At 61.9% G+C, this 11875-nt stretch carries 12 protein-coding genes and 1 riboswitch; of the genes, 7 read left to right on the plus strand and 5 right to left on the minus strand.

The genetic code is table 11. The features are described 5' to 3' along the window. Positions 1 to 50 precede the first annotated feature (50 nt). The gene (locus AC1DWQ_RS15460; protein WP_477670436.1) at positions 51 to 2045 is read right to left on the minus strand and encodes a cation:proton antiporter domain-containing protein; all 1995 of its coding nucleotides are present in this window, start codon (positions 2043 to 2045) and stop codon (positions 51 to 53) included. A 115-nt stretch (positions 2046 to 2160) separates the two neighbouring features. On the opposite strand from AC1DWQ_RS15460, the gene AC1DWQ_RS15465 reads away from it, so the two are divergent. From AC1DWQ_RS15465 to AC1DWQ_RS15480, 4 genes are all read left to right on the plus strand, one after another. Next, positions 2161 to 3153 (plus strand): KpsF/GutQ family sugar-phosphate isomerase, encoded by a 993-nt coding sequence (locus AC1DWQ_RS15465; protein WP_477670437.1) that lies wholly within the window; start codon positions 2161 to 2163, stop codon positions 3151 to 3153. Positions 3154 to 3191: 38 nt separating this feature from the next. Further along, positions 3192 to 3788 carry a KdsC family phosphatase gene (locus AC1DWQ_RS15470; RefSeq protein ID WP_477670438.1) on the plus strand — a complete coding sequence of 199 codons (597 nt, stop codon included), beginning with the start codon at positions 3192 to 3194 and terminating at the stop codon, positions 3786 to 3788. Between the two features lie 77 nt (positions 3789 to 3865). After that, complete coding sequence (gene lptC / locus AC1DWQ_RS15475) at positions 3866 to 4531, plus strand: LPS export ABC transporter periplasmic protein LptC (protein WP_477670744.1); 666 nt, start codon at positions 3866 to 3868, stop codon at positions 4529 to 4531. Positions 4532 to 4562: 31 nt separating this feature from the next. After that, positions 4563 to 5339 carry an SDR family oxidoreductase gene (locus AC1DWQ_RS15480; RefSeq protein ID WP_477670439.1) on the plus strand — a complete coding sequence of 259 codons (777 nt, stop codon included), beginning with the start codon at positions 4563 to 4565 and terminating at the stop codon, positions 5337 to 5339. A 151-nt stretch (positions 5340 to 5490) separates the two neighbouring features. Here the strand turns inward: AC1DWQ_RS15480 and AC1DWQ_RS15485 are convergent, their stop codons facing one another. From AC1DWQ_RS15485 to AC1DWQ_RS15500, 4 genes are all read right to left on the minus strand, one after another. Next, positions 5491 to 5961 (minus strand): RNA recognition motif domain-containing protein, encoded by a 471-nt coding sequence (locus tag AC1DWQ_RS15485; RefSeq protein WP_477651325.1) that lies wholly within the window; start codon positions 5959 to 5961, stop codon positions 5491 to 5493. Between the two features lie 638 nt (positions 5962 to 6599). After that, a complete protein-coding gene (locus AC1DWQ_RS15490; protein WP_477670440.1) occupies positions 6600 to 6851 on the minus strand; it encodes a zf-HC2 domain-containing protein in 252 nt (83 codons plus the stop codon). 17 nt (positions 6852 to 6868) lie between these two features. Next, positions 6869 to 7435, minus strand: a complete 567-nt coding sequence (locus AC1DWQ_RS15495; protein ID WP_457281906.1) for a sigma-70 family RNA polymerase sigma factor — start codon at positions 7433 to 7435, stop codon at positions 6869 to 6871. A 155-nt stretch (positions 7436 to 7590) separates the two neighbouring features. Next, complete coding sequence (locus AC1DWQ_RS15500) at positions 7591 to 8793, minus strand: ammonium transporter (RefSeq protein WP_477670441.1); 1203 nt, start codon at positions 8791 to 8793, stop codon at positions 7591 to 7593. Positions 8794 to 8952: 159 nt separating this feature from the next. After that, positions 8953 to 9139, plus strand: a riboswitch (yybP-ykoY riboswitch). Positions 9140 to 9144: 5 nt separating this feature from the next. On the opposite strand from AC1DWQ_RS15500, the gene AC1DWQ_RS15505 reads away from it, so the two are divergent. The 3 genes from AC1DWQ_RS15505 to metW all read left to right on the plus strand — a co-directional run bounded on the left by AC1DWQ_RS15505 (position 9145) and on the right by metW (position 11728). After that, the gene (locus AC1DWQ_RS15505) at positions 9145 to 9708 is read left to right on the plus strand and encodes a TMEM165/GDT1 family protein (protein ID WP_477670442.1); all 564 of its coding nucleotides are present in this window, start codon (positions 9145 to 9147) and stop codon (positions 9706 to 9708) included. 254 nt (positions 9709 to 9962) lie between these two features. Next, the gene (gene metX / locus AC1DWQ_RS15510; protein ID WP_477670443.1) at positions 9963 to 11123 is read left to right on the plus strand and encodes a homoserine O-succinyltransferase MetX; all 1161 of its coding nucleotides are present in this window, start codon (positions 9963 to 9965) and stop codon (positions 11121 to 11123) included. Then, positions 11120 to 11728 carry a methionine biosynthesis protein MetW gene (gene metW / locus AC1DWQ_RS15515; protein ID WP_477670444.1) on the plus strand — a complete coding sequence of 203 codons (609 nt, stop codon included), beginning with the start codon at positions 11120 to 11122 and terminating at the stop codon, positions 11726 to 11728. The genes metX and metW overlap by 4 nt, the downstream gene beginning before the upstream one ends. Positions 11729 to 11875 lie beyond the last annotated feature (147 nt).

An 11875-nucleotide genomic window follows, 5' to 3' on the forward strand; every position in this document is an offset into this window, starting at 1 on the left:
GTGCCGTCAGTGCCTGCGCCGAACGCTTCACGCGACGGGCGGCCCCCTGCTCAGTTGATACGGCCGCGCAGGAGCTTCTCTTCGGCCATGGCCAATGCCTCGGGCTTGCCTGACAGCACCAGCGTATCCCCGCCCTCCAGCAATGTTTCGTCATGCGCGGCCACGGCCTTGCCATTGCTGCGGCGCAGGCTGACCACACGCACGCCGCCGGCGCCCAGTGCCACCGCACCCAGGGGTTTCCCGGCAGACCTGGTGCCCAGCGGCAATGTGACGTTTGACAGGCGCTCCTGCTCGAGCTCGTTCACGGTGTCGTCGTCGGCGCCGCGAAAGTAGCCTCGCAGCAGGTTGTACCGGGCGTCACGTTGATCCTGCACGACGCGGATCACACGGCGCATGGGCACCCCCACCAGCGCCAACGCATGGCTGGCCAGCATCAGGCTGCCTTCGATGGCCTCCGGCACGACCTCTGTCGCGCCGGCTGCCTGGAGTTTTTCCAGGTCGTGGTCGTCTACCGTCCGCACAATCACCGGCACGGTCGGCGCGTGGGCGCGTGTGTTGGCCAGCACTTTGAGGGCGCTGGCTGTGTCGAGATAAGTTACCACCACGGCGCTGGCCCGGGCCAGCCCGGCGGCCATCAGGGCCTGGAGCCGCACTGCATCACCGAACACCACCGAATCGCCTGCGGCTGCGGCCTGCCGTACCCGGTCGGGGTCGAGGTCGAGCGCCATGTACTGGATGCCTTCGCGCTCCAGCATGTGACCCAGGTTCTGGCCGCAGCGGCCATAGCCGCAGATGATCACGTGTTTGTTGGCGTTGATGGACTTGCGCGCGATGGTGGTCATTTGCAGCGATTGCTGCAGCCACTCGCTGGAAACCAGCTTCATCACAATGCGGTTGCTGTACATGATGATGAAAGGCGTTGCCAGCATGGACAGCACCATGCTGGCCAAAATGGGGTTTAACAGCGCGGGGGGCACCAGGTTGCCCTGCTGGGCCAGCGTGAGCAGCACAAAGCCGAATTCACCCGCCTGCGCAAGGTACAGGCCGGTGCGCAGCGATACGCCGGCTGTTGCACCCAGCGAACGCGCCAGCGCGGTAACCAGCACCAGCTTGAAGAGAACAGGCAACGTCGTCAGCAACAGCACCAGCGGCCATCGTTCCAGCACCAGCCGCCAGTCCAGCAGCATGCCGATGCTGATGAAGAAAAGGCCCAGCAAAACATCATGGAAGGGCCGAATGTCGGTTTCGACCTGGTGCTTGTATTCCGTCTCGGAGATCAGCATGCCGGCGATAAACGCGCCCAGCGCCAGGCTCAGCCCGGCGCGCTCGGTCAGCCAGGCCAGCGCCAGCGTGACCAGCAGCAGGTTGAGCACGAACAGTTCTTCGCTTTTGCGCCGTGCCACGATGGTGAGCCACCAGCGCATGATGCGTTGCCCGCCGGTGAGCAGCAGCCCCACCAGCACGGCCGCCTTCAACCCCGCGATCGCCAGCGCCATCAGGAGCGCATCGGCGGGCGCCCCCAGTGCCGGAATCAGCACGAGCAACGGCACAACGGCCAAGTCCTGGAACAACAGCACGCCCATAACGCGCTTGCCGTGTTCGGATTCGAGTTCAAGTCGCTCCGACAGCAGCTTGACCACAATGGCGGTGCTGCTCATGGCGATGGCACCGGACAGCGCCAGCGCGGTCTGCCAGCCCATCTTCCAGAGACCGGGGGCCATGCTGGCAAGGAACAGCGAGCCCACCGTGGCCAGCACGATGGTCAGCGTAACCTGCAGCAGGCCCAGGCCAAAGACGTGACGCCGCATGGAGCGCAGCTTGGGCAGGTTGAACTCAAGCCCGATCACGAACATCAGAAACACCACGCCGAACTCGCCCAAATGCCTGACGCCGTCGGAATTTTGTGCCAGCGCCAGCGCGTTGGGCCCGATGACCACGCCGACCGCCAGGTAACCCAGCATGGGCGGCAGCTTGAGCGAACGGCATGCCACCACACCCAGCACAGCAGCCAGCAGGTACAGCAGGGTCAGTTCAAGCGCGCTCATGCGTTGATGGTAGCCGAGGATATTGCATGGCCTTGACCAATTGCAGGCGGCAAAGGCCCATTCGCGCGGGGGTTGGCCGGCGGGATGGGCCTGCCCGCCTCTATAGAATGCAGCCATGAGCCTTGACGCCGTGAATTTTGATGCCGAACAGGTGCTGAGCCTTGCCAGGAAGACTTTTGAAATAGAAGCCGCCGCTGTGCTGGGCCTGGTGGGACGGCTGGGCAATGAGTTTGCCCAGGCCGTGGAGTTGATGCTGCAATGCCGCGGCCGCGTGGTTGTCATGGGCATGGGAAAAAGCGGCCATATAGGCCGCAAGATTGCCGCCACACTCGCCTCCACCGGAACACCTGCCATGTTTGTGCATCCGGCCGAGGCCAGCCACGGCGACCTGGGCATGATCAAGGCCATCGACGTGGTGCTCGCAATTTCCAACAGCGGCGAGAGCGCCGAGTTGACGATGATCCTGCCGGTGCTGAGCCGCCAGGGCGTACCGTTGGTGGCAATTACCGGGGGCGCACAGTCCACGCTTGCCCGGCAAGCACGGGTAACGCTTGACAGCAGCGTGGCGCAGGAAGCCTGTCCGCTCAATCTGGCGCCGACGGCCAGCACGACCGCGCAGCTCGCCCTGGGTGATGCGCTGGCCGTCGCCCTGCTGGATGCGCGCGGTTTCAAGGAAGAAGACTTTGCGCGCTCCCACCCGGGCGGTGCGCTCGGCCGGAAACTGCTCACGCATGTCAGTGACGTGATGCGCAGCGGCGATGCGGTGCCGCAAGTGCTGGCCGACACCAGCTTCACCGACCTCATGCGTGAAATGAGCGCCAAGGGACTTGGGGCTTCTGCGGTGGTGGACGGCAGCCGGCGGGTGCTCGGTATATTCACCGACGGCGATTTACGCCGGCTGGTCGAAAAAGGCGTGGACCTGCGTAGCAGCAAGGCGGGCGACGTGATGCGCGCCAATCCGCGCACGATACAGCCGGATTCGCTGGCTGTCGAGGCTGTGGCATTGATGGAGCAGTACCGCATCACCAGCGTGCTGGTTGTGGACGACGCAGGGGTGTTGTGCGGGGCGCTGAATACCAACGACCTGATGCGCGCAAAAGTGATATGACGCTCGCACCCGTTATCTGGCTTGCGGTGAAACGATAGATGCTTACTCCAACACTGAGCTTTCCGCCTGAACTGCTGCTGCGCGCGCAGGGCATCAAGGTGGCATTTTTTGACGTCGACGGTGTACTCACGGATGGTGGCCTGTATTTTTCCGAATACCCCGACGGCCATGAACTGGCTGTGGTGTCGGGTGGTTATCGCGCTTCGGGCGAGATCGTCAAACGGTTCAACACGCTGGACGGCCATGGCCTCAAGCTGCTCCAGAGGGCCGGCATTACTCCCGCCGTCATCACCGGGCGCGATAGCCACGTGCTGCGCGCACGTTTGCAGGCACTCGGCATCACCCATGCCCATTTCGGTACGGAGGACAAACGCCCGGCCGCCGAGCTCACGCTGCAGGCCCTGGGGCTGGACTGGAGCGCTGCCGCAGCCATGGGTGACGACTGGCCCGACCTGCCCGTGCTCTCCCGTGTGGCGTTGAGCTGCGCGCCGATCAATGCGCACGCGGAGGTGCGCGCGATGGTCCACCACGTGACGCAAGCACCTGGTGGCCATGGCGCCGCACGCGAGTTCTGTGATGTGCTGCTGGTTGCCAGCGGACGCTATGCCGGGCTCCTTCAGGAGTACAGCCAGTGAGCACCGCGGCGAAGAACCGCGGCGCCCTGCTGCACCTGAAAAATGTGTGGCGACGCTTTCTGCGCGTCTGGGACAGCATGGCCATTTACATGCCGCTGGTGATGATGGGGGTGCTGGCGCTGGGTACCTACTGGCTTGTGCGCAACACCCCGATCTTCAGCACGCCGGAAGTGGCCAGGGAGGCGAGCCACGATGTGGACTATTTCATGCGCAAGTTCACCGTCAAGACGTTTGACGACGGGGGCCAGCTCAAGAGCGAAATTTATGGGACAGAGGCCCGGCATTTCGCCGACACCGACATCCTGGAAATTGACCAGGTGCGCATCCGCAGCATTAATGTGGAAAAGCGCATCACGACGGCTACGGCCAACCGGGCCTACACCAACGGTGATGGATCGGAAGTGCAGTTGACGGGCAATGCGGTAGTGGTCAGGGAGGCGAGCCAGGATGCGAACGGGAAGGAAACGCCGCGCATGGAATTTCGCGGTGAGTTTCTTCATGCCTTCCTGAATGACGAGCGCGTGAAGTCGCACAAACCGGTGCTGCTGATTCGCGGCACCGACCAGTTCACCGGTGACACTTTTGCCTACGACAACCTGGACCAGGTGGCCGATCTCAAGGGACGTGTCCGCGGCATTCTCGTCCCGCGTTCCGCGGCCAGCGCTGCAGGTGCTGGTACCTTGCCCACTCTCATGCCTGCACCACCCGTCAATCCGGCAAGCAACGCACCGGCGACCCGCTAACGCGACACTCTCTAATCAACGACTGCCCACCATGTCCAGACTCGTATTTATCACCGGCGCTTCCAGCGGTATCGGTCAGGCATTGGCACTGCGTTTTTATTCTGCAGGCTATCGGCTGGCGCTGGCTGCTCGCAGAACCGCCGAGGTCCAGGCCTGGGCCGAGACCCATGCCATCAGTGCGAGCCGCTACCAGGTCTACGGCGCAGACGTATCCGACATCGACAGCATTGTGTCCGCCGGCGAGGCTTGCATCGCCGCGCAGGGCGTGCCCGATGTGGTGATTGCCAATGCCGGTATCAGCATCGGCATGGACTCCGCGGTGCGTGCTGACCTTGAGGTCATGGCCCGGACTTTTGCGACCAACAATATCGGTGTCGCAGCCACCTTTCATCCGTTCATCGCCGGCATGGTTTTGCGAGGCACAGGAACACTGGTTGGTATTGGCAGCGTGGCCGGCATACGGGGCCTTCCCGGCCATGGCGCCTATTGCGCGAGCAAGGCTGCAGTCATCGCCTATTGCGAAAGCCTGCGCGGGGAACTGCGCCCCAGTGGCGTGAAGGTGGTGACGATTTGCCCAGGTTACATCGACACGCCGCTGACCCGCGAAAACCGCTATGCCATGCCGTTTCTGATGAAGGCCGAGGTATTTGCCGAAAAAGCGTTTGCCACCATCCAGGGGGGGTGCAGCTACCGGGTGATCCCCTGGCAAATGGGCGTGGTGGCCAAGCTGTTGCGTCTGCTGCCCAATGCGGTGTTCGACAAGGCTTTGTCTGGCCGCGCACGCAAGCATCGCCAGGGCGAGAGCTGAGAGCCGGGCGCCTTTGCGCGTTGCGCTATCAAAACAGGAGCTGCTCGCGCCCGTAAGTTGGGCGCTGCAAAGCAAAAAGGCTTCAAAACCGAAGTCTTGAAGCCTTTTAAGCGCTCTTCAACCAGAGGCTGAAGAGGGGGTTCTGCAGGGCTTAGTAGCCGCCGCGTCCACCGCCGCCGCCGCCACCGGAACGGCCACCGCCGCTACCGCCGCCGCCGTAGGGGCTGCGGAAACCGCCGTCGCTACCGCCGCCGCCGGAACGACCACCGCCGCCACCGCCGTAGCCACCACCGCCGGAACGATCGCCGCCGCCACCACCACCGTAGCCGCCACCACCACCGCCGCCGAAGCCGCCGCTACGTGGAGGACGTGCCTCCATGGGACGTGCTTCGTTCACGACAACGCTACGGCCGCCCAGAGGCTGGCCGTTCATGCCGTTGATAGCTGCCTGGGCTTCTGCATCGCTGCCCATTTCGACAAAGCCAAAGCCTTTGGAGCGACCGGTGTCGCGTTCCATCATGACTTTAGCGCTGGTGACAGCGCCAAATTGGCCAAAAGATTGTTGCAGGTCTTCGTCGCGGACCGAGTACGGCAGGTTGCCGACGTAAAGTTTGTTGCCCATGAAGGGACTCCTCTAAAACACAAAAACAAAAGCGATGGGGTCCCGAAAGCACAACAAATCTTGATACGTACCGCTGTAGCGCGCGAAACTGACCGATCACCTAACGTGTGCGAATAGTGACACTCGCACCGGCATATTATGCGTCAGTTATCAAAAAGACAACCAGCCGGCGTTACGCCTGGGCCTCGCAAGCCCGCATAAACAGGGGCTTCCCGGGTTTGTTTACGATTTTTGTATCGACCTGCCGGCTGACTTGAAGGCCGCGGAGGGTAGCCCAAAGCACTTCTATTGAAGATGGCGCAACAAAAAGCCCGCGATGGGGTTTTCGCCCCAGCTACGCGGGTGTTTAACAATAAAGCGCTATTAGTGGCCCGAATTTACGGCCCCGCTTAATAAGTTAGCGCCTACTGTTGATGGATTTACCAATGAATAGAGGCTGCCGGAGCGAAGAAATCAGAGTCGTAAGTTCTCTCCGGACAGCCCTGATGCTGGAAGCGAGGATGTGTCCGTTAAAAGCCATAAGCAGGACAGTTGACGCGCGCGCGGAAGGAAAATAGTTACAAAAAATTGCAATGATTCAATCCGAATCAATATTTATTCGATGAGATGGCGACCGCCTTCGCCCGTTCGGCGGCGCGTTATTTGGGACGAATATCGGGCGGCAATTCGGTGGAGCCAGCCTCGGCAAGATCCGAATAGTTGCGCCACTGCTTCATCGCGGCGCGCATGGTCAGAATCTGGTTCTCAAACTTCGGGCAGGCATCGCAGGCCAGAAGATGCAGCTTGAGCGCGATATGGTCGGGCAAACGAAGCGCGCGGTCTTCCCGCGCGATCAGCAATGCCGCAGCCTCGCGGCAGGTGCGTCTTAACAGGGTAATGTTGGGTTTCACGTTAAGGGCTGGCCGTATCAGGTGCTGAGTTTGCCAAACCAGTGGATATTCAGGCACTCCTGCAGGCGCAGGCGGGCCCGATGCAACTGGACATACAGGTTGGTCGGTGTCAGCGAGAGTTCCTTACAGACTTCCTGCGAGGAAAGCTCCAGCCACTCACGCATCAGGAACAGCCGCCCCAGTGCAGGTGGCAGGCGTTCCATGCAGGCGTCCAGTACCTGGAAGAACTGAACCTGCTGCAGGGTCTGGTCCGGATTGCCCCAGTCGTTGGGCGGTTCGGTGAAATGACCGTCGGCCTGGAAAGAGAGCCGGTCGAGCTCGTCACCCTCTTCGTCGCCGCGGGCGTCCGGTACCGCCACCATGCGCGCATTGCTGCGGATCAGGTCAATGACCTTGTGCTTGAGAATGCCGACAAGCCACGTCTTGAGCTGGGAGCGGTTGCCGAAAGACTGCGGCTTGGACAAAGCCGCCAGCAATGTTTCCGACACGGCGTCCTCGGCCCATTCATCGTTGCGCAGCTGCAGGCGCGCAAAACGAAGGAGATAGACGCGGTGTTCAACCAGCTGCTCTTCAAAAGTAGGCATGGCCGAAAGTCTAGCGGCAGGTGTGATGCTTGTGCGCCGGAACGTGACGAAATTTACGCCCCAGGCGCGATTTTTAAAAGAAACGGGTCCAAACCCAATAAGGACGGGCGCAAGCAGCTATCAAATAAGTAGCAAAAGCGCCGCCTGCGTCGCCGCTACCAGTTGACTTCCCGGTCAGGTGTGGCGCCAATGCGGTGGACGGACAAATCCGCGCCCTCAAATTCTTCTTCCTGGCTCAGCCTGAGGCCCATCGTGGACTTGAGGACACCATAGACAGCAAAGCCCGCGAGCAGCGCCCAGGCCACACCCATGGCGCTGCCCAGCAACTGGGCGCCAAAGCTCACACCGCCCAGTCCCCCAAGGGTCTGGTTGCCGAAGATGCCGGCAGCGATGCCACCCCACAGGCCGCACAGGCCATGCAGTGGCCAGACGCCCAGTACGTCGTCAATCTTCCATTTGTTCTGTGTCAGCGTGAACATCACGACGAACACGCCACCGGCGATGCCGCCCGTCACCAGCGCGCCCAGCGGATGCATCAGGTCTGAGCCTGCGCATACCGCCACCAGGCCGGCCAGCGGCCCGTTGTGCACAAACCCCGGGTCATTCTTGCCAAACACCAGTGCGGCGAGCGTGCCGCCGACCATGGCCATCAGGGAGTTGACGGCAACCAGGCCGGAGATTTTGTCGATGGTCTGTGCGCTCATCACGTTAAAGCCGAACCAGCCCACGGTGAGGACCCAGGCGCCCAGCGCCAGGAAGGGAATGTTGGAAGGCGGATGCGCCGACACGGCGCCGTCCTTGCGGTAGCGGTTGCTGCGCGCGCCCAGCAAAATCACCGCCGGCAAGGCCAGCCAGCCGCCCACGGCGTGAACCACGATGGAGCCCGCGAAATCATGAAACTCCGCACCGGTCAGTGACTTGATCCAGGCCTGCACGCCGAAGTGCTGGTTCCAGACGATGCCTTCGAAGAAGGGGTAGACAAAACCGACGATGACGGCGGTCGCGATGAGCTGCGGGTAAAAACGCGCCCGCTCGGCGATGCCCCCCGAAATAATCGCCGGAATGGCTGCGGCAAAGGTCAGCAAGAAGAAGAACTTGACCAGCTCATAGCCGTTTCTAGCCGCCAGCTGCTCTGCGCCGACAAAAAAATGGGTGCCGTAGGCCACGCCATAGCCCACCACAAAATACACCACGGTGGACACCGAGAAGTCCACCAGGATCTTGACCAGGGCATTGACCTGGTTCTTTTTGCGAACCGTACCCAGTTCCAGAAAGGCAAAACCGGCATGCATGGCGAGCACCATGATGCCGCCCAGCAGGATGAACAAGGCATCTGAGCCCTGTTTTAGTGCTTCCATAAGTCCCTCTTCAGATGAAATTGCTATTTGTTGGTGCGATTTCAGAGAAATTCCCATAACCGCACCAAATACAAGCAAGAAATGCGCCTCAAGTGTGCGAATGAACAGCTGGGTGCACCATTTCAGCCTGAAAGCGCCTGGACGCCTGGCGATATAATGAAAGCTGTCATTGGGGAGTAGCCAGCCTTTCAATCCTGAAAGGGGCTTGCGTCAACAGACTTGTCCTTGGAACCTGTTCTTTCGGACATGGCGCAAGCGGTCTTCGGATCACGCGAGACCTTTGACTGCACAGCCTCCGCTTCAGGCCGGGGATGCCGTGCAGTCATGGGTTTTCGGCCGGAGTCTTTTTGAATGGAAGCTTTCCTCGTCTCCACGGGCATCGTCGCCCTCGCCGAAATGGGCGACAAGACGCAACTCCTCGCGCTTATCCTCGCTGCCCGCTTCAAGAAGCCCTGGCCCATCGTCGCCGGCATCTTTGTCGCGACCCTGGTCAACCACGCATTGGCCGGCGCCGCCGGCGCCTGGGTCACCACACTGATCGGCCCGCAAATGCTGCGCTGGATCCTGGGCGCCTCGTTTCTGGCCATGGCGGCGTGGATGCTGGTGCCCGACAAGCTGGACGCGGACGAAGAGGAAAAGCCGCCGCGTTACGGCGTGTTCTTCACCACCGTGCTGGTGTTCTTCCTGGCGGAAATGGGCGACAAGACACAGATCGCCACCGTGATGCTGGCCGCGCGCTACGACGCCATCGTCAGCGTGGTCGCCGGCACCACGCTGGGCATGATGCTGGCCAATGCGCCGGTGGTCTGGCTGGGCGAGCGCGTCACCCGCCTGGTGCCGCTGCGTGCGGTGCACATCGTCTCGGCGCTCATTTTTGCCGGGCTGGGGCTGGCGGCATTGCTGATGAAAGCATAAAAGAGACAAACAGCACTCCCCACCCAGCAGGGGCCGAGGAACCGGCTTTGCCGGGCCTCAGGCGCAGCGGCCCCCTCGGGGGGCAGGGAGTTACGCGAAGCGAACGACCGTGGGGGCCACATCCATCGGGGTATACTTTCATTAGCGCCGATTTGCTCAGCTTGCGGGCGCTTAAAAAGTACAGCTAAAGACGAACTCCAACGACCCGGACTCGCTTTAGCGATGCCGGGTTTTTTGTTTCTGCAGGTGATTTTTTGACACTTATTGCCACCCCGCTCAGCATGCACTTTGTAGAGGCCTTGCCTCTGCAGAGCGGCGCGTCGATACGCGCCTACGACCTGAGCTATGAAACCTACGGCGAGCTCAACGCGGACAAATCAAACGCCGTGCTGATCTGCCACGCGCTCAATGCCTCGCACCATGTGGCGGGCGTGTACCTCGATGCGCAGGGCCAGCCGATAGCCAAATCCGAAGGCTGGTGGGACACGATGATCGGCCCGGGCAAGCCGGTCGACACCGACCGCTTCTTCGTCATCGGCGTCAACAATTTAGGCTCCTGTTTCGGCTCCACCGGCCCCATGCAGCCCAACCCCGACACGCAGGAGCTCTACGGCGCCGACTTCCCCGTCGTCACGGTGCAGGACTGGGTCAGCGCCCAGGCCCGCCTGCTGGATCGCCTGGGCATCCAGACCCTGGCCGCCGTGATGGGCGGCAGCCTGGGTGGCATGCAGGCCCTGGCCTGGACGCTGCAATACCCCGACCGCGTGCGCCACGCCGTGGTGGTGGCCAGCGCGCCCAACCTCACCGCCGAGAACATCGCCTTCAACGAAGTCGCCCGCCGCGCCATCGTGACCGATCCCGATTTTCACGGCGGCCATTTCTACCGTCACGGCGTGTTGCCCAAACGCGGCTTGCGCATCGCCCGCATGATCGGCCACATCACTTACCTGAGCGATGACGTGATGAATGAAAAATTTGGCCGCCAACTGCGCCAGGCGGTGGAGGAAACCGTGAACGCCGATGTCCCCTACAAATACACCACGCAAGACATCGAGTTCGAAATCGAAAGCTACCTGCGCTACCAGGGCGACAAATTCAGCGAGTACTTCGACGCCAATACCTATTTGCTGATCACGCGGGCGCTCGACTACTTCGACCCGGCCAGAGCGCACGGCGGCAACCTCACCCACGCGCTGGCCCATGTGACAGCCAGGTTCCTGCTCGTGAGCTTCACCACCGACTGGCGGTTTTCTCCCGCGCGCAGCCGCGAAATCGTCAAGGCGCTGCTCGACAACCAGCGTGATGTGAGCTACGCCGAGATTGACGCGCCGCACGGCCATGATGCATTTTTGCTGGAGGACGACCGCTACCTGGGCGTGGTGCGTTCCTACTTCCAGAGCAAGGTGGCCGTATGAACCTGCCCGTCGAACTCAATGTGCAGCCTTCGGCCGATATGTTGTCGATCGCGCGGCTGGTGCCGCACGGCTCCCGTGTGCTTGACCTGGGCTGCGGCACCGGCGAGCTGCTGGACTACCTGATCCGTGAGCGCGGCTGCTCGGGCTACGGCGTCGAGATCAACGACGCCAACGTGCAGGCCTGCGTGGCGCGCGGCGTCAACGTGATCCAGCTCAACCTGGAAGCGGGCCTGGCGCTGTTTGGCGACCGCTCGTTTGACGTGGTGCTGCAGATCGACACGCTGCAACACCTGCACAACGCCGAAACCATGCTGCGTGAAACCGCGCGTGTAGGCCGCGCCGGCATCGTCGTGTTTCCCAACTTCGGCCACTGGCCCAACCGCCTGGCTGTTGCGCGCGGCCGCATGCCGGTAACGAAGGTGTTGCCTTACCAGTGGTATGACACGCCCAACATCCGTGTCGGCACGCTGCAGGATTTTGAAGCGCTTGCGCTGCAAAACCAGTTGCAGATCCTGGATTCCTTCGGCTTGCAGGATGGCCGCGAAGTCCGCTTTTGGCCGAATGCCCGCGCCAGCCGGGCGGTTTTCAAGTTCAAGCGTGAGTAGCGCCGGCGCTGTCTGATCGCTAACGCGGCTTCGGCCAAAAAGCAGACATAACCCGCAATTCCGAATGGGTCGGCCGGAATTCCGACCTGGCGCCCCCGCGCCTCCAAGTCGTGCTGGAGCATGTTGCGACGCGTTCGAAAGCTGTCA

This window comes from Polaromonas sp. P2_G11 (assembly GCF_056403595.1).

Excerpts from the sequence above, each read along its gene's own strand:
- AC1DWQ_RS15460 (WP_477670436.1), bottom strand. The coding sequence starts at position 2,045 with ATGAGCGCGCTTGAACTGACCCTGCTGTACCTGCTGGCTGCTGTGCTG.
- AC1DWQ_RS15465 (WP_477670437.1), top strand. The coding sequence starts at position 2,161 with ATGAGCCTTGACGCCGTGAATTTTGATGCCGAACAGGTGCTGAGCCTT.
- AC1DWQ_RS15470 (WP_477670438.1), top strand. The coding sequence starts at position 3,192 with ATGCTTACTCCAACACTGAGCTTTCCGCCTGAACTGCTGCTGCGCGCG.
- lptC (WP_477670744.1), top strand. The coding sequence starts at position 3,866 with ATGGCCATTTACATGCCGCTGGTGATGATGGGGGTGCTGGCGCTGGGT.
- AC1DWQ_RS15480 (WP_477670439.1), top strand. The coding sequence starts at position 4,563 with ATGTCCAGACTCGTATTTATCACCGGCGCTTCCAGCGGTATCGGTCAG.
- AC1DWQ_RS15485 (WP_477651325.1), bottom strand. The coding sequence starts at position 5,961 with ATGGGCAACAAACTTTACGTCGGCAACCTGCCGTACTCGGTCCGCGAC.
- AC1DWQ_RS15495 (WP_457281906.1), bottom strand. The coding sequence starts at position 7,435 with ATGCCTACTTTTGAAGAGCAGCTGGTTGAACACCGCGTCTATCTCCTT.
- AC1DWQ_RS15500 (WP_477670441.1), bottom strand. The coding sequence starts at position 8,793 with ATGGAAGCACTAAAACAGGGCTCAGATGCCTTGTTCATCCTGCTGGGC.
- AC1DWQ_RS15505 (WP_477670442.1), top strand. The coding sequence starts at position 9,145 with ATGGAAGCTTTCCTCGTCTCCACGGGCATCGTCGCCCTCGCCGAAATG.
- metW (WP_477670444.1), top strand. The coding sequence starts at position 11,120 with ATGAACCTGCCCGTCGAACTCAATGTGCAGCCTTCGGCCGATATGTTG.